Annotated in this window: 20 protein-coding genes, 1 tRNA gene and 1 pseudogene; 11 read left to right on the plus strand and 11 right to left on the minus strand. The window is 62.4% G+C overall.

What is annotated here, in order from left to right:
- Positions 1 to 66 precede the first annotated feature (66 nt).
- Together AC4FS3_RS13880 and copM are read right to left on the minus strand one after the other, a co-directional pair.
- On the minus strand, positions 67 to 645 hold the full coding sequence (locus tag AC4FS3_RS13880; protein WP_491021054.1) for an exopolysaccharide biosynthesis protein: 579 nt from the start codon (positions 643 to 645) through the stop codon (positions 67 to 69).
- A gap of 378 nt (positions 646 to 1,023) precedes the next feature.
- Positions 1,024 to 1,416: a CopM family metallochaperone gene (gene copM, locus AC4FS3_RS13885; RefSeq protein ID WP_491021055.1), complete on the minus strand. Its 393-nt coding sequence runs from the start codon at positions 1,414 to 1,416 to the stop codon at positions 1,024 to 1,026.
- Positions 1,417 to 1,673: 257 nt separating this feature from the next.
- On the opposite strand from copM, the gene AC4FS3_RS13890 reads away from it, so the two are divergent.
- Together AC4FS3_RS13890 and AC4FS3_RS13895 are read left to right on the plus strand one after the other, a co-directional pair.
- Positions 1,674 to 2,495: a gamma-glutamyl-gamma-aminobutyrate hydrolase family protein gene (locus AC4FS3_RS13890; protein WP_491021056.1), complete on the plus strand. Its 822-nt coding sequence runs from the start codon at positions 1,674 to 1,676 to the stop codon at positions 2,493 to 2,495.
- A 164-nt stretch (positions 2,496 to 2,659) separates the two neighbouring features.
- On the plus strand, positions 2,660 to 3,346 hold the full coding sequence (locus tag AC4FS3_RS13895; RefSeq protein ID WP_491021057.1) for a D-lyxose/D-mannose family sugar isomerase: 687 nt from the start codon (positions 2,660 to 2,662) through the stop codon (positions 3,344 to 3,346).
- 111 nt (positions 3,347 to 3,457) lie between these two features.
- On the opposite strand, the gene AC4FS3_RS13900 is transcribed toward AC4FS3_RS13895, so the two are convergent.
- Both AC4FS3_RS13900 and kynU read right to left on the minus strand, forming a co-directional pair.
- The gene (locus tag AC4FS3_RS13900; protein ID WP_491021058.1) at positions 3,458 to 4,537 is read right to left on the minus strand and encodes a L,D-transpeptidase; all 1,080 of its coding nucleotides are present in this window, start codon (positions 4,535 to 4,537) and stop codon (positions 3,458 to 3,460) included.
- Between the two features lie 208 nt (positions 4,538 to 4,745).
- Positions 4,746 to 5,942, minus strand: a complete 1,197-nt coding sequence (kynU, locus tag AC4FS3_RS13905; protein ID WP_491021059.1) for a kynureninase — start codon at positions 5,940 to 5,942, stop codon at positions 4,746 to 4,748.
- Positions 5,943 to 6,307: 365 nt separating this feature from the next.
- Here kynU and AC4FS3_RS13910 point away from each other — a divergent pair, with 365 nt between their 5' ends.
- Positions 6,308 to 7,882, plus strand: a complete 1,575-nt coding sequence (locus tag AC4FS3_RS13910) for a Re/Si-specific NAD(P)(+) transhydrogenase subunit alpha (RefSeq protein WP_491021060.1) — start codon at positions 6,308 to 6,310, stop codon at positions 7,880 to 7,882.
- A gap of 15 nt (positions 7,883 to 7,897) precedes the next feature.
- Positions 7,898 to 9,403 (plus strand): NAD(P)(+) transhydrogenase (Re/Si-specific) subunit beta, encoded by a 1,506-nt coding sequence (locus AC4FS3_RS13915; protein WP_491021061.1) that lies wholly within the window; start codon positions 7,898 to 7,900, stop codon positions 9,401 to 9,403.
- 276 nt (positions 9,404 to 9,679) lie between these two features.
- Here the strand turns inward: AC4FS3_RS13915 and lipB are convergent, their stop codons facing one another.
- Complete coding sequence (lipB, locus tag AC4FS3_RS13920) at positions 9,680 to 10,357, minus strand: lipoyl(octanoyl) transferase LipB (protein ID WP_491021062.1); 678 nt, start codon at positions 10,355 to 10,357, stop codon at positions 9,680 to 9,682.
- Between the two features lie 324 nt (positions 10,358 to 10,681).
- Here lipB and AC4FS3_RS13925 point away from each other — a divergent pair.
- From AC4FS3_RS13925 to tcmP, 4 genes are all read left to right on the plus strand, one after another.
- Positions 10,682 to 10,768: transfer RNA gene (locus AC4FS3_RS13925), tRNA-Leu, on the plus strand.
- A gap of 136 nt (positions 10,769 to 10,904) precedes the next feature.
- On the plus strand, positions 10,905 to 11,873 hold the full coding sequence (locus AC4FS3_RS13930; RefSeq protein WP_491021063.1) for a tyrosine-type recombinase/integrase: 969 nt from the start codon (positions 10,905 to 10,907) through the stop codon (positions 11,871 to 11,873).
- A 74-nt stretch (positions 11,874 to 11,947) separates the two neighbouring features.
- Positions 11,948 to 12,718: a DUF5131 family protein gene (locus AC4FS3_RS13935; protein WP_491021064.1), complete on the plus strand. Its 771-nt coding sequence runs from the start codon at positions 11,948 to 11,950 to the stop codon at positions 12,716 to 12,718.
- Positions 12,699 to 13,631: a three-Cys-motif partner protein TcmP gene (gene tcmP, locus AC4FS3_RS13940; protein WP_491021065.1), complete on the plus strand. Its 933-nt coding sequence runs from the start codon at positions 12,699 to 12,701 to the stop codon at positions 13,629 to 13,631. Before AC4FS3_RS13935 ends, tcmP begins: the two co-directional genes overlap by 20 nt.
- Here the strand turns inward: tcmP and AC4FS3_RS13945 are convergent.
- The 4 genes and pseudogenes from AC4FS3_RS13945 to rocF form a co-directional block, all read right to left on the minus strand.
- The gene (locus AC4FS3_RS13945; protein ID WP_491021066.1) at positions 13,618 to 13,863 is read right to left on the minus strand and encodes a helix-turn-helix domain-containing protein; all 246 of its coding nucleotides are present in this window, start codon (positions 13,861 to 13,863) and stop codon (positions 13,618 to 13,620) included. The genes tcmP and AC4FS3_RS13945 overlap by 14 nt on opposite strands.
- A complete protein-coding gene (locus tag AC4FS3_RS13950; RefSeq protein WP_491021067.1) occupies positions 13,860 to 14,288 on the minus strand; it encodes a DNA cytosine methyltransferase in 429 nt (142 codons plus the stop codon). Before AC4FS3_RS13950 ends, AC4FS3_RS13945 begins: the two co-directional genes overlap by 4 nt.
- 226 nt (positions 14,289 to 14,514) lie before the next feature.
- A pseudogene (locus AC4FS3_RS13955) lies at positions 14,515 to 15,086 on the minus strand (transposase family protein); the annotation flags it as partial.
- Positions 15,087 to 15,554: 468 nt separating this feature from the next.
- Positions 15,555 to 16,478 (minus strand): arginase, encoded by a 924-nt coding sequence (gene rocF, locus AC4FS3_RS13960; RefSeq protein WP_491021068.1) that lies wholly within the window; start codon positions 16,476 to 16,478, stop codon positions 15,555 to 15,557.
- 149 nt (positions 16,479 to 16,627) lie between these two features.
- Between rocF and AC4FS3_RS13965 the strand changes: the two genes are divergently transcribed.
- The 3 genes from AC4FS3_RS13965 (at position 16,628) to ndk (ending at position 20,287) form a co-directional block, all read left to right on the plus strand.
- On the plus strand, positions 16,628 to 18,751 hold the full coding sequence (locus AC4FS3_RS13965; protein WP_491021069.1) for a heme lyase CcmF/NrfE family subunit: 2,124 nt from the start codon (positions 16,628 to 16,630) through the stop codon (positions 18,749 to 18,751).
- Positions 18,748 to 19,209 carry a cytochrome c-type biogenesis protein gene (locus tag AC4FS3_RS13970; RefSeq protein WP_491021070.1) on the plus strand — a complete coding sequence of 154 codons (462 nt, stop codon included), beginning with the start codon at positions 18,748 to 18,750 and terminating at the stop codon, positions 19,207 to 19,209. The genes AC4FS3_RS13965 and AC4FS3_RS13970 overlap by 4 nt, the downstream gene beginning before the upstream one ends.
- Before the next feature lie 655 nt (positions 19,210 to 19,864).
- Positions 19,865 to 20,287 (plus strand): nucleoside-diphosphate kinase, encoded by a 423-nt coding sequence (ndk, locus tag AC4FS3_RS13975; protein ID WP_112309394.1) that lies wholly within the window; start codon positions 19,865 to 19,867, stop codon positions 20,285 to 20,287.
- Between the two features lie 102 nt (positions 20,288 to 20,389).
- Here ndk and cueR read toward each other — a convergent pair whose 3' ends face one another.
- Both cueR and AC4FS3_RS13985 read right to left on the minus strand, forming a co-directional pair.
- A complete protein-coding gene (gene cueR, locus AC4FS3_RS13980) occupies positions 20,390 to 20,803 on the minus strand; it encodes a Cu(I)-responsive transcriptional regulator (RefSeq protein WP_491021071.1) in 414 nt (137 codons plus the stop codon).
- Positions 20,800 to 23,211 (minus strand): heavy metal translocating P-type ATPase, encoded by a 2,412-nt coding sequence (locus tag AC4FS3_RS13985; protein ID WP_491021072.1) that lies wholly within the window; start codon positions 23,209 to 23,211, stop codon positions 20,800 to 20,802. Before AC4FS3_RS13985 ends, cueR begins: the two co-directional genes overlap by 4 nt.
- Positions 23,212 to 23,365: the final 154 nt, after the last annotated feature.

The raw sequence follows: 23,365 nt of genomic DNA on the forward strand, positions 1-23,365 counted from the left end.
CATCCGTCCTGGAGGTTTAGCCCAGAGGGCGGGGCCGCTCAAGCCTCGCTGGTCCAGGCGGCGCGGTCAGAAGGCATTGTCGACCACAAAGATCAGCGAGCGCAGCAGCGCATAGCCAAGCCCTGCGACCCAGGCCAGCGCGCCAGCCGCGCCGACAAGGCCTATCCCGATCCAGAGCCCGTCACGCTGCAAAATGCCAAGGCCGATGACCGAAATGGCGGCAGCCGGTGCCAGGTTGGCAAAGGGCACCGGCAGTGCCAGTGCGATGGCAAGGATCAGGCAGATCAGGCCAAGCACCCGCTGCGCGCGGGCGCCGGCCATGGCCTCAAACCGGGGATGCATGAGGGATTCGGCGCGTCTGATCCAGGGCAGGATCTTCGTCACCATCGTGGCAAAGACCTCGCGCGACATCGAGCGCTTTGCGATGAATTGCGGCAGCCAGGGTGCCTGGCCCAGCATCATCTGCGCCGCCAGAAAGATCAGCGGTAATCCCAGCACGCCGGCTAGGCCTGGCGGGGATGGCAGGATATTGGGAAAGGCAAAGATCAGCAGCAGCGCGCCAAAGGCCCGGGCGCGCATCAGGTCGAGCATGTCACCAATCGCCACCCGCTCGCGGCTGTGGTCTTCGGCGAGCGCGGTGAGCATGGCGCTCAGCCCGGCCGGCCTTGCGCTTTGGGATGCCGTATCCGGCGGGGAAATTACCGCGGGTCGTGCAGGGCTACATTCGTTGTCCACGCCGGCGGCACTCTCGGGGCTGGGGCGCTGTGGCAGGAGGATGCGCCTGGGATTGGGTCAGACCCGGATCTTGTCCTTGCCGGGCCGCGCCGCAAGGGGGAAGACGGAAGGAACAAGCCGGATCGGCATATCCCCGCGTGGCGGGAACGCCCTCAGGCCCCGATCCGCGACCGGATCGGGGCGGCAGCATGGCAGTGGCGCGCGGCTATTTTACCGCCAGCGTTTCACGGCAAGAGGGGGGGGGCGGTTCAGGCCCGCCACGCCCTGGCGGGGGGCAGGGATGCGCCCTTATTCGGCGGGCGCGTTCTTTTCCAGCCAGGCCTGCATCCAGGCGATCTCGCTTTCCTGGGCCGCGATGATCTCTTCGGCCAGTTTGCGCAGTTCGGGGTCGGAGCCATATTCCAGCACCACCCGCGCCATCTCGACCGCGCCCTCGTGATGTGGGATCATGCCGCGCACGAAATCCACATCCGCATTGCCGCTGTAGTCTATGGTCATATCGCCATGCATTTTCGTTGCCGCCGCCTCATAGGCTGCGGTGGAGGCGGGAACCTCCGAAGCGGCGGGCGCGGCACTATGGGCGGAATGGTCCATCGCCGGCAGCTCTTCGGCCCCGGCAGGGGCTGCAAGCGAGGCCACAAGCACCATCGACAGCGCGGCAAGGGCGGGAAGTTTGAACATCTGGCGTTCTCCTGTGGACAAAATTGCGGTGTGACAGGGAGGTCATGCGGCCTTCCAGCAGGGGGAAGGCAAGTCACGCTCGGGTGAGCGGCGGGACGACCTGACACAGGCTTCGGCCCCGCTGCCGGATTTCCGGGCATGGGTCCGGAATTCCGGCACTGTGCAGGGCAGGCCGGTTCATTGTGCAGCTGAGAGAGGTTCAATCCGCCGCGCCGTGTCGCTATCTTGCCTCCCATAGCGTCCTATTGGATTGAGTCATGTCCCGCCTGCAGCCCGTTCCCGACCCCGGTTCCCGCGCCACAGGCCGCCGGCCCCTGATTGGCGTGATCGCCAATTCGCATCACGTCGACGGGCGATATGAGGTCCATGGCAGTGGCGTGATCAATACAGAGGCGCTGGCCCAGGTGTCAGGTGTGCTGCCGCTGATCGTGCCGACCGATCCGCGTCTTGCGCGGGTCGAGGATCTGCTGGAACAATGCGATGGCTTTTTGCTGACCGGCGGCCGCCCGAATGTGCACCCGTCTGAATATGGCGAGGACGAGACCCCGGCGCATGGTGATTTCGACCGCGCGCGCGATGCGATCACCCTGCCGCTGATCCGGGCCTGCGTCGAACGTGGCCAGCCGGTCTTCGGCATCTGCCGTGGTTTTCAGGAGGTCAATGTCGCGATGGGCGGCAGCCTTTTCCCCGAGATCCGCGACCTGCCGGGGCGGATGAACCACCGTATGCCGCCTGAAGGCACGCTGGAGGAGAAATTCGCCCTGCGTCACCCGGTGCGCTTTACCGAAGGCGGCGTGTTCCATCGGGTGCTCGGGGCGTCAGAGGTGATGACCAATTCATTGCATGGCCAGGGCATCAACCGCGCCGGCAAGCGCATCGTGATCGACGGTCACGCGCCGGATGGCACACCCGAAGCCCTCTATGTCGAGGGCGCGCAGGGCTTCACGCTTTCGGTGCAATGGCATCCCGAATGGCAGGCGGGCGAAGACCCTGTATCGCGGCCCCTGTTCGAGGCATTTGGCCAGGCCGCGCGCGCCTGGGCCTCGGGGCGGCGCCCGTTGGCAGCCGGGGCCGCCTGAGCCGGTTGCCCGGGCTGATCGCGGTTACGGCGCTGACGGTTTGGAATGCGGCTTGCACAATGCCGCTTTTCCGCCAGAGCTTCCACCGCTAGGTTAGCGCAAACGGAGCGGCTGGCGCCGGTTTTGCGCCGACCGCGCCGCATCAGGGCGAGAGCGGAGGGAAGATGAAGCGTTCGCGTATCAATGAGATCATGGCGGCAGCGGATGAAATGATCCGCCATTACGGCTTTGTCCTGCCGCCCTTCGCCCGCTGGAGCCCGGATGAGTTCCGCGCCCGCAAGGACAATGCCTCGCGGCTCATTGCCGGGCGCTGCGGCTGGGATATCACCGATTACGGCGAGGGTCGGTTTGACGAGCTCGGGCTTTTCCTCTTCACGCTGCGCAATGGCGAGCTCGCAGATCTGCAGCGCGGTGGCGGCATGTGCTATGCGGAAAAGCTGCTGATCTCGCGCCAGGATCAGATCTCGCCGATGCATACCCATGTCATCAAGGCCGAAGATATCATCAACCGGGGCGGTGCTACGCTGGTGGTCGAGCTGTTTGGCAGCGATGACACCGGCGCCTATGCTGCGGATCGTGGCGGGGTTGTGCGCTGTGACGGGGTAGAACGGCCCTATAATCCCGGCGATAAACTGCGGCTTGCGCCAGGAGAATCGGTCACGCTGATGCCGGGCGACTGGCATTCGTTCTGGGGCGAGGGCGGCGATGTGCTGATCGGCGAGGTCTCGACGGTGAATGACGATCTCACCGACAATATCTTCCGCGAGCCGATTGGCCGGTTTGCCGAGATCGAGGAAGATGTCGCACCGACGCATCTGCTGGTCAGCGATTACGAGACCTGGCTCAGGTAAAACCGGGCCCGGCAGAACCTGCCGGCTGCCACATATGAAAAAGGCCGCCCCGAGAGGCGGCCTTTTGCGTCTGATGAGGTCTGGCGCGTGGCCAGACCATGTAACCTTGTCTCAGTTAGCCGGGCAATCGGTGCCGGTACAGGCCGGAGCCGCCGGTGTAGCGGGCGCAGGCGTCACAACCGCCGGAGCCGAAGCGGCTGGCGCCTCGCTGGCCGCCGGCTGCGGCGCTGCCGGAGCGGCAGGTGCAGCGGGCTCGGTCACGGTGAAGGTATCCGCGGGCACCACCGGAGCGGTCGCGGCCGCAGGCGTTGCAGCATCTGGTGCCGCCGGCGCAGCTGCGCCGGGAAATGCCGGGCCGATCATCGGCAGCACGGCAGGCGTTGCCGCCGGCTTCTTTGGCTCAGCCGGTTTTTTCGGGGCCACCGGTTTGGGGATGTTCAGACCGGTCGGCATCGCGCCGGTCGAGGTCAGGGTGATCACCCGCTCGCCGCCTTTGACACGCTCATAAAGGTCCATCACATCCTGGTTGATCATGCGGAAACAGCCCGAAGAGGCATTGCGGCCGATCGATTTCCATTCCGGGGTGCCATGGATGCGGTAGCCATAATCGCGGCCGCCCGAGGTCAGGTAGATCGCGCGCGAGCCCAGCGGGTTGGTCGGACCGCCCGGCTGGCCATTGCGCCATTTCTCAAGCGAGGGTTTGCGGGCGATCATCTCGGCCGGCGGCGTCCAGGTCGGCCATTGCCGCTTGTTCGCGACGATGGATTCGCCCGACCAGCCAAAGCCCTCGGCGCCCACGGCGATGCCATAGCGCAGCGCCTTGTTCTTGCCGAGCACATAGTAAAGGAAGCGCGGCGTCGGGTCGATCACGATCGTACCCGGCGCGAGATCGGTCGGGTAATCGACGACCTGGCGGCGATAGGCCGCGGGGATCTGCTCGACCGGCAGGCCCGGAACGGTGAAGGTCCCGTCAGAGCGCGCGGCATAGATCGTGGGATCCGTGCTGATCTCGGGTTGCTCAATAAGCTGGGCTGCGGGCTGGTCTTTGGCGTCGGTGCTGGTCATCGTATCGACACAGGCCGAAAGCAGCATGGCCGCAAGCAGCACGGCTTTGGCGGGGCTGGTCGCGATACCGCGCAGCGGGGCGACGAAACCGGTCATTCGCATCTGGATCTCGCAATAAATTTTCACACGGATCTTTCATCCGGACCCGACTTAGGGGCCGACTGATTTCCTTCGCTTTTCAGTGGGGGAGCAAGGCCCGCAGGTCAAGTCCCCTGATGGGCGGGACACTCTGATGTGAACACGGAAACGTGAGAAAAAGCCGGGTTCCCGGCCAAATTTCCTGCGTCTGGTATTCTTTTACGCCCGGCAGCGCCGGATCCGGGTGCAGATGACCTCAGGTCACCTTGGCGCGAATGCGGAATTCCGGACGGTCCCAGCGGCGCTCTGCCATGATGCGGGCAAGGATTTCAATCGCCCGCGCCACGTCATTCTGGTCGATGTAGAGCGGCGTGAAGCCGAATCGCAGGATGTCAGGGGCGCGAAAATCGCCGATCACCCCTTCGGCGATCAGCGCCTGCATGATCGCATAGCCCTCGGCATGGCGGAAACTGACCTGGCTGCTGCGCATCGCGTGATCGCGGGGCGTGGCGAGGCTCAGCTCGGGGCAGGCGGCCTCGACACCCGCAATGAACTGGTCCTGCAATTCCAGCGAGACCCGGCGCAGGTCCTCAGGATCGACCCCCTCCCAGACATCCAGCGCCGCATCCAGCGCGGCAAGCTGGAGGATCGGCGGCGTGCCGACGCGCATCCGCTCGATCCCCTGGCCGGGGCGGTAATCGAGGTCAAAGGCGAAAGGCGATTCGTGACCCATCCAGCCCGAAAGCCCCGGGCGGGCGCGCGCCTGATGGCGGGGGGCAACATAGATAAAGGCCGGGCCGCCAGGGCCGGAATTGAGGTATTTATAGGTGCAGCCGACCGCGAAATCGGCGCCATCCCGGGCGAGTTCCACCGGGAAAGCGCCGGCGGAATGTGCCAGATCCCAGACCAGCAGCGCGCCCTTTTCATGCGCGATCCGCGCAAGCTCGGCCATGTTATGGCGCCGCCCGGTGCGGTAATCGGTCTCGGTGATCATCACGACCGCAATCGTCTCATCGATGGCACCTGCGACCTGCTCGGGCGCAACCGTCTTCAGGCTGTATTCCGGCCCGAGCATCCCGGTCAGTCCCTGGGCAATATAGAGATCAGAGGGGAAATTGCCGGTATCCGACAGGATCACCCGCCGGTCAGGCACCATATCCAAGCCTGCGGCCAGCGCCTGCCAGACCTTGATCGACAGCGTATCACCCATCACAACCGAGCCCGGCTCGGCGCCAATCAGGCGCCCGACGCGATCGCCGATGCGTGATGGCATCTCCATCCATTTCGCCTCATTCCAGGCGCGGATCAGCATCTGGCCCCATTCGGCAGTTACCGTTTCAGCCACCCGCGCCGCGACCGCTTTCGGCAGCGGCCCGAGCGAATTGCCATCCAGATAGACCACCCCCTCGGGAAGGTCGAACATGGCCCTGGTTGCTTTGAAATCAGTGCGCACCGGCGTTTCTCCCATCTGCCTGTTCCGGTCTCGCATGTCGGGGGCAAATATGCCAGTGACCCGCAGAGGACAGGGGCTGAAATCCGGGATCAGGCTGGGGTGGCGGGACCCGATGGGGCCATTCGGCACCTGTTAGCGCTAGCGGCGAAACCTGCCCGAACGGATGGGGCGTTTTTCCCTCCCAAAGCGTCGTAAAGCGCTTGCACTTTCCGCCGGGTAAGGGAAAAGTCCGCCTCAGATTACGCTTTCGTGATCCTGCGTCACAATGTCGCGCAACAAAATTGCAAGTCAAAAGTATGGATTGTAATTTTATTGCCGGATGCTATTGGGACTGCGCCTGCTCAGAAGAAGGGGGAGAACGCACTTTGAAAATTGGTGCCTTGAAAGAGATTTTCGCGGGAGAGAACCGGGTCGCGATGACCCCGGATTCCGCGTTGCAGCTGCAGAAGCTGGGTCACGACTGTCTGATTGAGACTGGTGCCGGGACCAATGCGGGGTTCACCGATGAGGCCTATGAGGCCGCAGGTGTCGCCGTGCTGCCTTCGGCGCAAGCGGTGGCGGATGCGTCGGATGTGGTCGTCAAAGTGCGCGGGCCGGAACCGGCCGAACTTGACCTGCTGCATGAGGGCGAGACGGTGATCTCGTTCTTCTGGCCGGCACAGAATCCCGAGCTGCTGGAACAGGCCAAAGCGAAGGGCGTCACTGCCGTCGCGATGGATATGGTTCCCCGGATCAGCCGCGCCCAGAAGATGGATGCGCTGTCTTCCATGGCCAATATCGCCGGCTACCGCGCGGTGATCGAGGCTGCGAACAACTTCCCGCGCTTCTTCACCGGCCAGGTGACGGCGGCGGGCAAGGTGCCGCCGGCGAAAGTGCTGGTGGTTGGAGCGGGCGTGGCCGGCCTCGCCGCGATTGGGGCCTCGGTCTCGCTCGGCGCGATCACCTATGCGTTCGACGTGCGCCCGGAAGTGGCAGAGCAGATCAATTCGATGGGCGCCGAATTCGTCTATCTTGATTTCACCGAAGCGCAGACCGATGGGGCTGCGACCGGGGGCTATGCGGCGCCGTCTTCGCCGGAATTCCGCGACGCGCAGCTGAAGAAATTCCGCGAACTCGCACCGGAGATCGACATTGTCATCACCACCGCGCTGATCCCGGGCCGTCCGGCGCCGAAGCTCTGGACCGAAGACATGGTCGGGCTGATGAAGCGCGGCTCGGTCATCATCGACCTTGCAGCGGAACGTGGTGGCAATTGCGATCTGACGGTTACCGACCAGAAGATCGTCACCGCCAATGGCGTGACGATTGTGGGCTATACCGATTTCCCATCGCGTATGGCGACCCAGGCATCGAACCTTTATTCCAACAATATCCGTCACATGCTGGCCGACCTTACGCCGGGCAAGGATGGGGTCATCAACCATAATATGGAAGATGACGTGATCCGTGGCGCGACCGTTGCAAAGGCAGGCGAGATCACCTTCCCGCCGCCGCCGCCGAAAATTGCGGCCATCGCGGTGCAAAAGCCGAAAGAAGCTGCGAAAGAGCTCACAGCGGAAGAGAAGCGCGCCGCAGAAGTGGCTGCGTTCAAAGCACAAACCCGCAACCAGTTCACGCTTCTTGCCGTGGGCGGCGGGCTTCTGCTGCTGGCAGGGCTTTATGCGCCCGCAAGCTTCATGTCGCATTTTATCGTCTTTGTGCTTTCGTGCTTCATCGGGTTCCAGGTGATCTGGAATGTGGCGCATTCGCTGCACACGCCCCTGATGGCGATCACCAATGCGATCTCGTCGATCATCATCCTTGGCGCTTTGTTGCAGATCGGCTCGGGCAACTGGCTGGTGATTGTTCTGGGGGCGCTGTCTGTCCTGATGGCCGGGGTGAATATCTTCGGCGGTTTCCTCGTCACACGGCGCATGCTCGCCATGTTCCAGAAGTCGTAAGGGAGGGGGAAACAGATGCATCTTGGTTTCACCACCGCCGCCTATGTTGTCGCGGCTGTTCTTTTCATCCTCTCGCTTGGCGGGCTCTCGAACCAGGAAAGCGCGAAACGCGCCGTCTGGTACGGGATCGCCGGTATGGCGCTGGCGGTTATCGCCACGCTGGCCGGGCCCGGCGCCGGTCTCTGGTGGCTGTCGGCGCTGCTGATCGCGGCTGGCGGTGCGGCGGGCTATGTGGTCGCGACCCGCGTCCAGATGACCGAAATGCCGCAGCTTGTGGCAGCGATGCACAGCCTTGTCGGTCTTGCGGCGGTGTTTATCGGCTTCAACACCCATATCGAGATGGCGAGCCTTGGCGCGCTCCTTGGGGCCGCCCAGGATCCGGAGGCGTTGCTGAATCTTGCCCTCGGCTCTGAGGCAGGTCTGCAATCCTTGCAGGATCTGGCGGCGACCCCTCCTTCGGGTTTCGTGGCGACCCTGATCGGTAAATCTGCGGCTGAGATCTCTATCCTGCGGGTCGAGACCTTCCTTGGCGTCTTCATCGGTGCGGTGACCTTTACCGGATCGGTGATTGCCTTTGGCAAGCTCGCGGGCCGCGTCGATGGCAAGGCGAAGAAGCTGCCGGGTGGCCATGTTCTGAACGCATCAGCCGCGCTGATCTCACTGGTGATGCTGGTGGTCTATCTGCAAACGGGCTCGTTCTGGGCGCTTGCGGTGATGACGCTGGCGGCTTTGTTCATCGGATACCACCTGATCATGGGGATCGGCGGCGCGGATATGCCGGTCGTGGTCTCGATGCTGAACAGCTATTCCGGCTGGGCGGCGGCGGCGATCGGCTTCTCGCTGTCGAACGATCTGCTGATCGTGGTCGGCGCGCTGGTCGGCTCTTCGGGGGCAATCCTGAGCTATATCATGTGTAAGGCGATGAACCGCTCGTTCATCTCGGTGATCCTTGGCGGCTTCGGTGGCACCACCGGGCCGGCGATGGAGATCTCTGGTGAGCAGGTGGCGATTGATGCCGACGGAGTGGCTTCCGCGCTGAACGACGCGGATTCGGTGATCATCGTGCCGGGTTACGGGATGGCGGTGGCCCAGGCGCAGCAATCGGTGTCAGAGCTGACCCGCAAGCTGCGTGCCCGTGGCAAGAATGTGCGTTTCGCCATTCACCCGGTCGCGGGCCGTCTGCCGGGGCATATGAATGTGCTGCTGGCCGAGGCGAAGGTGCCTTATGACATCGTCCTCGAAATGGACGAGATCAATGAGGACTTCCCCGAGACCGACGTGGTGATCGTGATTGGCTCGAATGACATCGTGAACCCGGCGGCGCAGGAAGATCCGAATTCTCCCATCGCCGGCATGCCGGTGCTGGAAGTCTGGAAGGCGCGGCAGGTGTTTGTGTCGAAACGCGGCCAGGGAACCGGCTATTCCGGCATCGAAAATCCGCTGTTCTACAAAGAGAATACGCGGATGTTCTATGGCGATGCGAAAAAGTCGATCGACCAGTTGCTGCCGATGCTCGACTGAGCGGACGGCGTGAAGCGATCGAAATGAAAGGGCCGCCCTTCGGGGCGGCCCTTCTGGTGTCTGCCCGGGGCAGGGGCGATATCGGGAAATCCGGCCGCGATCCCTTGCCGGAGCACCGGCACCCGCAATACCTGGGGGACCGGTTGCCGCGGGCAGCCATCGGAATTGCAGTTGATAACCCGGTGATGATTGTTCCCGGCCAGGGGGCGAAACGCTGGCATGGGTTAAGCGCGCATCATGCCGCCTTGCAGAACGCGAGGCCTATCCGGGCTCTGGTCAGGCGGTGGCACAGGCAAAGGCGAAGGCGGGTTCGAAATGGCGCATCAGCGCCGCGTCGAGGTCGTTCAGGCTGACCGGCAGTCCCAGATCGACGAGGCTCGTCACCCCGTGATCCTGGATGCCGCAGGGCACGATGCCGGTGAAATGCGACAGATCCGGCTCGACATTGATCGAGATGCCGTGAAAGCTGACACCCCTCCGGATCTTGATGCCGATGGCCGCGATCTTATCCTCTGCCGGGCTGCCATCGGGGCCAGGCGGGCGGTCGGGGCGCGTGACCCAGACGCCGACGCGGCCGGGGCGGATCTCGCCCTTCACCCCAAACTCCGCGAGCGTGTCAATCACCCAACGCTCCAGCGCGCGCACGAAACAGCGGACATCGCCGCCATTCGGGCCGCCGCGTTTCTTAAGATCGAGCATGGTATAGATCACCCGCTGCCCGGGCCCGTGATAAGTATATTGCCCGCCACGCCCGGCCGCAAAGACCGGAAAACGGTCGGGTTGCACCAGGTCCGCCGGACGCGCCGAAGTGCCGGCAGTATAGAGCGGCGGATGTTCCAGCAGCCAGACCGCCTCATCCGCTGCGCCGGCGGCAATGGCGCCGGCACGCGCCTCCATTAGGGCAAGCGTCTCGGTATAGGGCGCAAGGCCGGGAATATGGGTCCATTCGGTCACGACAGGGGCCTTCTGGCGGGTGAGAAACGGGACAGTTGGCGCGCATCGGGCGGGCAGGGCGCACGCCAGGAGTCAGCCTGCCCCAACACCTCTCTTTTGCCATGAACCACGTGGCGCAGGCAACAAGCGGCTGGCGGCGCAGACGTCAGTTCTTGCAAAGACAGGGGCAAGGCGTCGGGCCGGGGCATGATCCCGAGATAACCCTTCGGAAAGGCTGAAAAAGTATCGGCGCGAAGAAAGTTCATCTCAGGCCTGAGAAAGTTGAAATTACCCCTTTCCTTCGTCCGATAGTAAAGCTAAATACCCGCCAGCTGATCTGAAAGTGCGGATGTGGCGGAATTGGTAGACGCGCAGCGTTGAGGTCGCTGTTCCTTAACCGGAGTGAAAGTTCGAGTCTTTTCATCCGCACCAGATCAGTTTGATGAACCCCCGGTTTCCCGCCGTTTATGGGAAATCCGGGGGTTTTTTCGTTTCAGAGTTTGGTGATCGGTTGCCATATTGCCGGGTTTTCCCAATGCTCTTACGCATTGAAACCGCACGTGCGTAAATGGCCAGCTTCAGAAAACTCCCATCAGGTAACTACCGTGCCGAGGTTGCCCGCCAGGGGCGCCGTTTGTCCAAGGTTTTTCCAACAAAGACAGCTGCCAAAGAGTGGGCGGCGCGCGAAGAGTATATGATTTTGCATGAGGCGGAAGCCCCGGCAGATCATGGGGATTTCGGGGACCTCCTGAAGCGCTACGCAGAAGAAGTGTCAATCAAGAAGCGTGGCGAGAGATGGGAGACGATCCGCATCGCTGCGCTTCGCAAAGATGACCTGGCCAAGGTGCGCTTGGCTGTTCTCAAAGCCTCTGACTTTGCGGAGTGGCGCGAACGCCGGTTGAAACAGGTGGCGCCTGGATCTGTTATTCGCGAAATGCAACTGATGTCGTCGGCTCTGAATGTTGCGCGGAAGGAGTGGGGCACAATCTCCAGCAACCCGCTTTCGGATGTAAGGAAGCCGCCAAAGCCTCAGCCGCGCGACAGGCTGGTGACCGCGAATGAGGAGGTCCGCCTTCTTCATGCGGCAGGGCAAGACCTGACGCTTGCTACGGCGAGGGCATACCACGCCTTCCGCTTCGCACTCGAGACTGGCATGCGAGCTGGCGAGATTGTCGGCTTGACCTGGGACAGGGTTGATATCGATCGCAAGGTCGCAAGGCTCACGCACACGAAGAATGGCCGAGCTCGCGATGTGCCTCTCTCTTCCGAAGCTGTGCGGCTCCTAGGAGCGTTGCCGAAGATGGCTCCGGTGTTTGGGCTCGATGGCACACAACTTGATGCGTTATGGAGAAAGATACGGGACCGCGCAAAGGCTGAAGGGCTTACCTTCCACGATAGCCGGCACACGGCGATTACACGTCTATCGAAGAAGCTCGATGTGCTGGCGCTGGCCCGTATGGTCGGGCACTCAGATCTGCGGATGTTGCAGGTCTACTATAACGAAACGGCGGAAGAGCTCGCGAAGCGTCTCGACTAGACTTATGATGATTTTTCTCGGGATTGATGTGCTGAATTGTGTTAGCATCGGCGAGAAAATTGAGGGCTCAATTCATGGCGCAGAAAACTCAGATCGAATGGACCGATGCAACGTGGAATCCGGTTACGGGTTGCACAAAAATAGGTCCGGGTTGTGACAACTGCTATGCTGAACGATTTGCTGAGCGGTGGCGCGGTATACCTGATCATCCATATGGGCAGGGGTTTGATCTGGCTTTATGGCCTGGAAGGCTCAAACAGCCAGCCCTCTGGAAAAAGCCTCGAATGATATTCGTTAATTCCATGAGTGATCTTTTCCATAAGGAAATTCCGAAGGAGTACGTCGATAAAGTATTTGATGTGATGGAGGCCGCTAACTGGCATGTTTACCAAGTTCTAACGAAACGTAGCTCGTTGATGCGGAAGTACATCAAAGAAAGATATGATGGGGGTAAGGTGCCAAGTCACATTTGGCTAGGGGTTTCAGTGGAGGATGCGGCACATTCAAATAGAATTAAGCATCTGAAAGAAATAAATTCCGACGCCAGATTTATCTCATTTGAGCCACTGCTGGCAGGAGTTGGAAATGTCGACCTCTCTGGAATTGCGTGGGCTATAGTTGGAGGAGAGAGCGGCCCAGGTGCGAGACCCATGGAGAAAGAATGGGCTGTTGAGATCCGAGATGTATGTGCCAGGGACGCGGTGGCGTTCTTCTTCAAGCAGTGGGGCGGAGCTCGTCCCAAGTCCGGCGGGAGAATCCTTGACGGTGTCGAATGGAATGGTTTTCCTTGGGCCATAGTCCCCAAGGAAATTCTAGCGGCAACACATGAAAAAAGACCACAATGAGAACACAGTCGGCCCGTGGGCTGAGGAGAAGCTGACGCACCTATCTGACTATCTTGAATTTTATTGCATGGCACTTCGCCGTCAGAGTTTCAAACGGGTTTTCATAGATGCCTTTGCGGGGGCGCCGACGGCCAAAATTCGATCCGGCCAAGCGTCAACCTCAATTTCTTGGCCAGAGCTGGATATGGCACCCGAGGATGCTGGCGATCTGCAGCGTATAGTTCTGGGGTCACCGCACCGGGCGCTCAAGATCGAGAATGGCTTCGACTATCATTATTTTTTTGACCTAGACGATAGGCGTGTTGAGCTTCTCGAGGATCTGAAAAAGAGCTATCCAAATAAACACATCGACGTTCGGATGGGTGACGCTAATTCTATAATTGCCGATGCAGTGAAGAAGATGCAGGGCAAGAAGAATATCCGAGGCGTGGCGTTTCTGGATCCTTACGGCCCCCAACTCGACTGGAAGACAGTATCTGGTATTGCTGGTTTGGGAACATTTGAAGTAATCATCAATTTCCCGTCTCATATGGCGTTGAACAGGATGATATCCGTCAATCCTAATGAGAGAAGGCCGGACTGGGAGTCGGCGGTTAGCAAGGTTATTGGAGGTGATGACTGGATATCAAAGGTATATCTGCGCAGGGAGGGATTCTTTGGTGGCGATATCTATAAAGCGCAAAACACCCCGGAAATTCTTAAAGACATATATTTGGAAAAGCTGAGGCAAGTTTTTCGATTTGTTGAGGGTCCTGCGCTCATCAAGAATACCAGAGGTCATCCACTATACTATTTGATTTGGGCCGGTCACAATGAGCGGGCCGTGACGGGCGCAAATTACATCTTAGGAAATCGCAATAAGTTATCCAAAAAAGCGATGGTTAACAATGGAGTTTCACCTAATTTGATTTAACCATCAAGACAGTGCCCTGCCTGCGGCTTTCAATTTTCCCATCGCGCACCCATTCCCGGATGGTCTTGGGTTTTCTGCCCAATAGCTCGGCGCATTCTCTGACCGTGATCCACTCTGACTTAGGGGTCATGTTAACCCGTTCGACAGCGCGACGCAGGGCTGCCATTTCATCCAGCAGCTTTTGCATCACTGCCTGATCCACGGCTATCATCATGCTAGGCTGGCTGCTCATGCCGCTTCCTCCCTCACCTTCAGATGGGCGCAGTTCGCCCTGACCAGGGCCTCGGCCAGCGGCGGGCAAACGCTGTTGCCGCAGCAGCTGACCTGCACGTCCTTTGCGAAGGGTCGGAAGGACAGCTCTTCGGTCTCCAGCCCTTCCCAGACACCCTCAATCACGTAGTCGTCGGGGAAGCCCTGCGCGCGGAACAGCTCGCGCGGGGTCAGCATCCGCATGCCGACGTCGACGATCACGAATTCCGCTCCGTCGATCGAGAGCGTCACGAATTCCCGATCATCCCAGAGGCCATATTCGCGCAGCAGTTCGGCGACCTTGCGGGCCTTCGGCTCGTGCTCCGGGCCGAACGGCGGCGCTGCGAGATCGGCCTGCATATGCGCAAGCCGGTCCTTGACCGTGATCGTGTGCGCTGGCTCATCCATGCGCGCGCCGTCAGCCGATCATGACGTGGTCGGTCGGCAACGCGAAACAGGTGCTGCGCGGCAGCAATTACATCGTCACGAAAGAGGCTGCTGGCGCGGCCAGCCGCAACGTTGATTTGACGTGGTTGACACCCCGGCTCGCTCCCGACCTTAAGAGCATCGCCGCTTTTCGCCGCGACTCCGGCCCCGGCATCCGCCGTAGCCGCGCCCGGTCCGTGCAGCTGTGCCGCCGAAGCTTTCTGCTGATCCCCATGCGCTTCATCAGCGTGGCAACGTGCAGCGGTCCAACCTTGAACCCTTCCTTGACCAGCACTCCCTGCAACATCCGGCTCCCCGCGAACGGGAATTCCATGTTCAGCTTGTCGATCCGCTGCCTCAGCTTCAGATCGGCATCCGAGGCTGGGCGGGGCTGGTAACAGATGCTGCTCCGGCTGATCCCCAGCACAATGGTCTGGCGGCTGACGCCCAGCTTGGCGGTGGGATCGATCATCTTTTTGTGCTCGGCAACAGACCCGCATTGCCGAACGCGCCGGACAAAAAATCGTTCTCCAGCGTCAACTCCCCGATCTTGGCAAGCAGGGTCTTCACATCGATGGTCGGCTCCGGCTCGTCCTTCCGAGCCTCTCCGAACTCCGCGGTCGCGCCCTCATGCAACTGGTCACGCCACTGCTTGATATGGTTCGGGTGCACATTGAAATCCTGCGCCGACGCGATCAAAGTTTTCTCGCCCGGGATCGCGACAACTGCCACTTTCGCCTTGAATGCCGGGCTGTGGTTCCGGCGCGGTGGTCTGCCCATGATCTTCTCCTCGCTCGCAGCATCATGCCGCTGTTGCTCGGAAAACCCACTTATCCCGGCTGTTCAAATTTCCGCAGCCAACTCTCGACTGGGTAATCTGAGTGATCGCTTCATGCCTGAACCCGACAGTGCAAATGCGTGTGCCCGTCATGGCTTGCTTGCCTGATATCAGAGAAGATGGCGTCGACGAAACAGGGGGTTATCAAGATCGCACCGCAGTGAACCTTGCAACACCCGCTTGTTCGTCTCTGAATTCTTGTGTTTCAGCTGACGCATAAACCTGCAGCTGAGCAAGTAGTGTTCCTGGATAATAGTCAAGTTATCTCAAATCATTACGTGCAATCTTCTGCTCTCTCTTTCGGGAATATTTATCGACACAAAGTAAGATTTTCCCATTTTCTGTCGTTAAATATCCCGGCGGAGTCCTCGCAAAGCGAGGACTGGGGCAGGCCCCCATTGCGGCTCAGCTCACTTGTTGCGCGTAGGTCTGTCGAACACTTTCCTGCCCATCAGCGAGCCGACCAGATCTACCATCAGCCGCGTGGTCATGCCACGATCATCGAGGAAAGGGTTCAGTTCCACGAGATCAAGCGAGGTCACCAGCGCCGATTCATGCAACAGCTCCATCACCAGATGCGCCTCGCGGAAGGTTGTGCCGCCGGGCACGGTCGTGCCGACAGCCGGCGCGATGGCGGGGTCGAGGAAGTCGACATCAAGGCTGACATGCAGCATTCCGTTCACAGCGCGCACATGGTCGAGAAATTCCCGCAGGGGCGCCACGATGCCGCGCTCGTCGATCACCCGCATATCGTTGATCTGAATGGCGCGCTCCTGCATCGCCGCATGTTCCGCCTGATCGACCGAGCGGATGCCGAACATGCAGATCCGCTCGGCGGGCACTGGCGCGGGGAAGGGCGGAAAGCCATCAAAGCCATCGCGCCCGTTGATATAGGCCAGCGGTGTGCCATGCAGATTGCCGCTGGTTGTGGTCAGCGGCGTGTGGAAATCCGAATGTGCATCCAGCCAGAGGAGAAAGAGCGGCCGCGCCTGCGCTGCGGCCCAGGCGGCCGCTCCGGCGACCGAGCCAAGCGCCAGGGAATGATCGCCCCCCATGATCACCGGAAGGCCGCCATCCTTCAGCGCGTCTTCCACGGCGACCTTGAGCGCCATGGTCCAGCCGACGGTCTCGGTCATCTGATCCACGGCAGGATTGGCACAGGGCACCGCAGCCAGAGGGGTGGCCGTGACATCGCCGCGATCTTCGACCTCATGACCCTCTGAGGCAATCGCGCGCGCAAGCCCCGCCACACGGTAAGCCGGCGGGCCCATCAGGCAACCCGGCCGGCGTTGGCCCGAATCGACCGGGGCTCCGATAAGAATGATGCGGGTCATGTGGCCTCCGGTGAGTTTGCGCCATCCTGGCACCTCCTGCGGCCTCATTCCAGCCGGGGCGCGACCGATAAGCGCAGTAAGGTGGTACAACCAGGCATTGGAGACGCGCGCAGGGACAGCTAAGATACCCGTGATAGGGAGACAGCCAGATGTTGATCGAGCTGGGGCATTTTGCCCTGATCCTGGCGCTGATGGTGGCGCTGATACAGACCATTCTGCCGCTTTGGGGGGCGCATCGGGGCAATCATATGCTCATGGCGCTGGCCGGGCCTGCGGCGGTGGTGCAATTCGCCCTGGTCGGCTTTGCCTTTGCGGTGCTGATCCACGCCTTTGTCACCTCGGATTTCTCGGTGGCGCTGGTGGTGTCGAATTCGCATTCGCTGAAGCCGATGCTTTACAAGGTCTCGGGCACCTGGGGGAATCATGAGGGCTCGCTGCTTTTGTGGACACTGATCCTCGCGCTGTTCGGGGCCTCTGCGGCCTGGTTTGGCGCCGGACTGCCCGAGCGGCTGCGTGCCCGTGTCATCGGGGTCCAGGGCTCGATCGGGGTGGCGTTTCTTGCCTTCATGATCCTGACCTCGAACCCGTTTCTCAGGATGGTCGAGGCGCCGATGGACGGGCGCGATCTGAACCCGTTGCTCCAGGATCCCGGCCTCGCCTTCCATCCGCCGTTTCTGTATCTCGGCTATGTCGGGCTTTCGATGTCTTTCAGCTTTGCCATTGCGGCGCTGATCGGGGGCAGGGTCGATGCGGCCTGGGCGCGGTGGGTCCGGCCCTGGACGCTGGCCGCCTGGATCTTCCTGACCATCGGCATCGCGCTTGGGTCCTGGTGGGCCTATTACGAGCTGGGCTGGGGCGGGTTCTGGTTCTGGGATCCGGTCGAGAATGCCAGTTTCATGCCCTGGCTCCTCGCCGCCGCGCTGTTGCATTCCGCCATCGTGGTCGAAAAACGCGAGAGCCTGAAAGCCTGGACCATTCTTCTGGCGATCCTCGCCTTCGGCTTCTCGCTGATCGGCACTTTCATCGTGCGCTCCGGTGTGATCACCAGTGTGCACAGCTTTGCCTCGGACCCCGAGCGCGGCGTGTTCATCCTTGCGATTCTTGGCTTTTTCACCGGCGGCGGCCTGGTGCTGTTCGCCGCGCGCGCGGGCACGATGGAGGCGAAGGGGATATTCGGTCTCGTCTCGCGCGAAAGCGCGCTGGTGGCGAATAATATCCTGCTCGCGGTGGCGGCTTTCGTGGTCTTTGTCGGCACCATGTGGCCGCTATTCGCCGAACTGGTGCTGGGCCGCGTGATGTCGGTGGGCGAGCCGTTCTTCAATGCCGCATTCACGCCGTTCTTTGTGGCACTGGCGCTGATCCTGCCCTTTGGCGCCATGCTGGCCTGGAAGCGTGGCGATCCCGGCCGGGTCATGGCCGATCTTGGGCCGGCGGCGCTGGCGGCGGCCGGGGTCGCGGTGCTCTCGCTTGCCCTGCTGGCGGGCCAGGGGATGATCGCGGCTGTGGCGCTGGTGGGGGCGGGCGCGGGGCTTGCCACTGTCTGGAAACAGATCCCCGCGCGGTTTCGGGCGCGGCTCCCGCTTCTGATGCTGGCGCTGGCGGTGCTGGGGCTCGTCTGGGCGGTGCAGACCGGGCGCTCGGCGCTCGGGCCTCTGGGCGTGATGCTTGGTTCCTGGGTGGTCTTTGGCGCGCTGACCGATCTTTGGGGGCGCAGCGGGCGTGGCGGTGACCGGCTTGGCCGCCTGCTGCGGCTTCCGCGCGCCGAATGGGGCAAGGTAGTGGCCCATGCCGGAATGGGGGTCACGATTTTCGCCGTCTCGGCCATGCTGGCCTGGAAGGTCGAGGAGATCAGCGTCGTCAAAGAAGGCGAGAGCTTCCGCCTTGGCCCTTATGATGTGCAGCTGGCAGATGTGCGCGAGGTGCGCGGCCCGAATTACATCTCGACCATGGCCGAGATGGTGGTGACGCGGGGTGGCGCGCGGGTTGTGGTGCTTTACCCGGAAAAACGGGCCTATCCGGTGCAGGGGATGCCGACGACCGAAGCCGGGATAGATTATGGCTGGTTGCGCGACATCTACCTGGTGATCGGCGACCCGCAGGAGAGTGGCGGCTGGGCAGTCCGCGCCTATATCGAGCCCTTTGCCAACTGGCTTTGGGGCGGGTGCCTGATGATGGCATTTGGCGGTCTGATCAGCCTGACCGACCGGCGTTACCGGGTGGCCGCGAGCGGGGCGAAGACCGCGCCCAAAGCCGCAAAGGTGCCAGCGGAATGAGGCTTCGGGCGTTTTTCATCGCGGTGCTGCTGCTCCTGGCAGGGCCGGTTCTGGCAGTACAGCCCGATGAGATCCTCCAGGATCCGGGGCTTGAAACCCGGGCCCGCATGATCAGCCGCGAGATCCGCTGCCCGGTCTGCCAGGGCGAGACCATTGACGATTCCACGGCGCCGATCAGCCGCGATCTGCGGCTGATCATCCGCGAACGCCTGCTGGCGGGCGACAGCAATGACGAGGTCATCGACTTCGTGGTGGAGCGCTATGGCGAATTCGTGCTGTTCAAGCCGCGCGCCTCAGGCTGGAACTGGGTTCTGTGGCTGTCGGGGCCGGTGGCGCTGCTGGCTGCGGGGGGCGGGATCTGGCTGACGCGCCGCCACCGCCAGGCTGCGCCGCCCGGTCCGCCAGTGCCGCTGAGCGCCGAAGAGGAGGCGCGCCTGGCCGAGATTTTGAAGGACTGACGCTGAGTCCCGTTCATTTTTTGCCTGGCCCTGACTTCGGCTTGCGCGTCTCGCAGATTGCCGCAAAGGTGCTCCTTCGACCGGTCGCAGCATCTGAAGCGGTGAGCGACACTCATGCTCAATCTACCCAGGGTGACTTCTTTCATCGAAGATGAGGCGCAAGAGGCCCGTGTCATCGCGCCGCTTCTGCGCAGAACCATCGACGCGCCTTTGCAAGTGCCACCCATAGGCTGCCGGGGCAGATCGGGCCTGCCCCTGCGATGGGAGCGGCGCTGTGCCCCGAAAGGATCACCGCGCGCCAGTCGGGTGACCGGGGCATGATCGGGGAGGCGGTGCCGGATGTCAGTTTCACGGCTATGCGGCGGCGCAGGCGGCACATCTCGCCAACCGCCTGACCTGGGCCTGCCATGCCGCGAAACAGGCGCTCCGGGCTAGTTTCCTGACTGATCTTTCGGCGGTGCCGGAGGACAAGACGCGGCTGCAGGGCAATCCGGGCCAGAGCGCGGATGTCCGCGACGGGGTGGCGGTGTTTCAGGAAAAACGCCCGGCGCGCTTTACCGGAGCATGAGCGCCACTTTCCTTTGATACATTCCCATGCTAGCAGCGCGCCCACACACGGGCCGCATCTATGGCCCCCCAGAATTTGGAGAGCCCCATGGCCCTTGAGCGCACCTTCTCGATCATCAAACCCGATGCCACCAAACGCAACCTCACCGGCAAGATCGTCGCGAAATTCGAAGAGGCCGGCCTGCGCGTCGTGGCGTCGAAACGCGTGCAGCTGACCGCCGCCCAGGCTGGCGAATTTTACGGCGAGCACCGTGAGCGCCCCTTCTATGGCGAACTCGTCTCCTTCATGATCTCGGAGCCGGTGGTTCTGCAGGTGCTGGAAGGCGAAGGCGCGATTGCGAAGAACCGCGAAGTCATGGGCGCAACCGATCCGGCCGCTGCGGCTGACGGCACCATCCGCAAGGAATTCGCGCTGTCGAAAGGCGAGAATTCGGTTCACGGCTCGGACAGCCCGGAATCGGCTGCCCGTGAGATCGCCTTCTTCTTCTCGGGTCTTGAACTGGTCGGCTGAGCCGCCGGTGGAACAGGAGCCGAAATCTTAATTAAGATTTCGGCACAAATTCCTGCTCAGGAATTTGAGCGCGCCTCTGGTTCAGGGGCGCGCCTTTTTTGCTCAGGCGCCACAGTCTTTGCCGGATGACCTGTCTGAGGCGAGGCCTGCGAGGATCGGACAATCGGGCCGGTGATCGCCGGCGCAGGCGCTGACAAGGTCTGTAAGCGTTGCCTGCATCGCCTTCAGTTCTTCGATCTTGGCGGCGATCTGGGTGAGATGGCTTTGCGCCAGCGCTTTTACATCGGCGCTCGCCCTCGACTGATCCTCATAAAGCGCCATCAGCGCCCGGCATTCCCCGATCGTGAAACCAAGCGAGCGGGCGCGGCCCAAAAAGGCGAGCTTGTGCAGGTCGCTTTCGCGAAACGCACGATAGCCATTGGCGGCGCGCAAGGGGCGGATCAGGCCAATTTCCTCGTAATAGCGGATGGTTTTTGCGGGCAGGCCGGCGCGCGCGGCCACGTCTTTGATGTTCATTCCACAGCCCTCACAAAGCGCAGCCGCAGCGCATTGGTCAAAACAAAGACCGACGACAGAGCCATTGCCCCCGCCGCGAGCATCGGCGAAAGCTGCGGGCCGCCGAAGGGCACCAGCACCCCCGCCGCCACCGGGATCAGCGCGGTATTGTACCCGAAAGCCCAGATCAGGTTCTCGCGGATATTCTTCATCACCGCGCGGCTGAGCCTTAGCGCCGAGGCCACCGCCAGCGGATCGCCCCGCATCAGCACGACATCGCCCGCCTCGATCGCCACATCGCTGCCCGATCCCATCGAGATCCCGACCCCGGCCGCCGCCAGCGCCGGCGCGTCATTGATGCCGTCGCCGACAAAAGCGCCGCCGATCCGGCTGACGATCTCTTGCTTGCCTTCCGGCAATACGCCGGCATGGACCTCTTCGATGCCGAGCCGGACGGCGACATGGCGCGCGGCCGCTTCGGTATCGCCCGAGATCATCGCAGGCGTCACGCCCATCTCTTTCAGCGCTGCGATGGCGCGGGCCGAGCTGGGTTTCAGCTGATCCGCCACCCGGATCAGACCGGCCACCGCGCCGTCTTTTGCGACAAAGACCAGGCTTTCGCCGCGTGCGGCGGCCGCGTCGGCACTGGCCAACAGCGCCTCGGGGATATGGTCGAACATCCGTGCGGCACCGACGGCGATGCGGCTGTCCCCGACAAGCGCCTCGGCGCCGTAGCCGGGGCGGGTGGAGAAGTCGCGCGCTTCCGGAGTGGCGGCGCCGGCGGCGGCGAGGATCGCACTGGCCAGGGGATGTTCCGAGCCGCGCTCGACCGCCGCCGCGAGGGGCAGGAGGGTCGCGTCGCCCTCGATCCCGACGACACGCGGGCGGCCTTCGGTCAGCGTCCCGGTCTTGTCAAAGCTGATCCGGCTTTGATCGGAAAGCCGTTGCAGCGCCTCGCCACGCCGGAACAACACGCCCATCTGCGCCGCACGACCCGTGCCGACCAGGATCGAAACCGGGGTTGCGAGGCCCATCGCACAGGGGCAGGCGATGATAAGGACCGAAACACCCGCCACCAGCGCCCGGGCCACATCGCCGGTCAGCGCAAGCCAAAGACCAACCGTCATCGCCGCCACCACCAGCACCGCCGGCACGAACCACATGGTCACGCGGTCGATCAGCGCCTCGACCGGCAGTTTCGAACCCTGGGCTTCCTCGACCATGGCGGTGATACGGGCCAGCACCGTATCTGCCCCCACCGCTGAGACCTCGATCACCAGCGCACCATTGCCGTTGACGGTGCCGCCGGTCACACGGTCGTCTGCCATTTTGGCCACCGGCAGCGGCTCGCCGGTGAGCATGCTTTCATCCACCGCAGACATGCCCGAGATCACCCGCCCGTCAACCGGCACCCGTTCGCCAGCGCGCAGCGCAACCCGCATCCCGGGGGTGAGATCCGCGACCGCAATATCGGTTCCGTCTTCAAGCCGCGCCGTCTTTGGTTGCAGGCCGATCAGGCCGGCAATCGCGGCACCGGCACGACCACGTGCCCGCGCCTCCATCGCGCGTCCGGCAAGGATCAGCGCCACGATCACGGCGGCGGCCTCAAAATAGACGGCGCGGGCGCTTTCGGGAAACAGCCCGGGCAGGGCCAGAACCAGCACCGAATAGGACCAGGCCGCCAGGGTGCCAAGCGCCACGAGGCTGTTCATATCGGGGGCCGCCCGCAACAGCGCCGGGATGCCTTTGACGAAAAACCGTCTGCCGGGGAAGGCCAGCACAAGGCTCGCCAGCACGAATTGCATCAGCCAGATCGAGGTCGTGCCAAAGGCTATTTGCAGCCAATGGTGGAAGGATGGAATCAGATGGCCGCCCATCTCGGTCACAAAGACGGGCAGGGTGAGTCCCACCGCAATCAGCGTATCGCGCCACAGGATCCGTTCGTCCCGTCCCGGATCCGCCGGGGCCGCCGTTTCCAGTGGCACCGTTTTATAGCCCGATTTCGTGACTGCGCGCGCAAGGGCGGCCGGGTCGGTTGCCTGCCAAAGCGCGACCGTCGCGCGCCGTGTCGCCAGATTGGCTGTGGCCGAGATCACGCCAGGCTGCGCCTTCAGCACCCGCTCTACACGGCCGGTGCAGGAGGCGCAGGTCATGCCCTCGACCGAAAGCTCGACCGTCACAGGTTTGACCGGATAGCCGATTTTCGCGACGCTGGCGGCAAGGGCTTCGGGATCGGCCGGGGCGTGATAGCGCACCTGCGCCTCGCCGGTGGCGAAATTGGCGCTGGCCTCTTCGACGCCAGGCACGGCTTTCAGCGCGCGCTCGACCCGGCCTGTACAGGAGGCGCAGGTCATGCCCTCCAGCTGCAGGCGCGCGAGACGGGTCGCGTCGGCTTCGGTATGGCGCGGGGGTGTCAGAGTACTGGTCATGGATTGATCCCTTTCGGGTAAGACATATGAGGCTTCCTGTCACGGGAAGGTCAAGGCCCCTGGCCAGGAAAATGTCATGCGGCTTTTGCATGGCCGGTTTGTGCCATCCCGGGGCTTGACCTTACCCCTGCCGGAAGGCGCATATCACCGTGAA

It is taken from the genome of Pseudogemmobacter sp. TB195 (genome assembly GCF_058313095.1).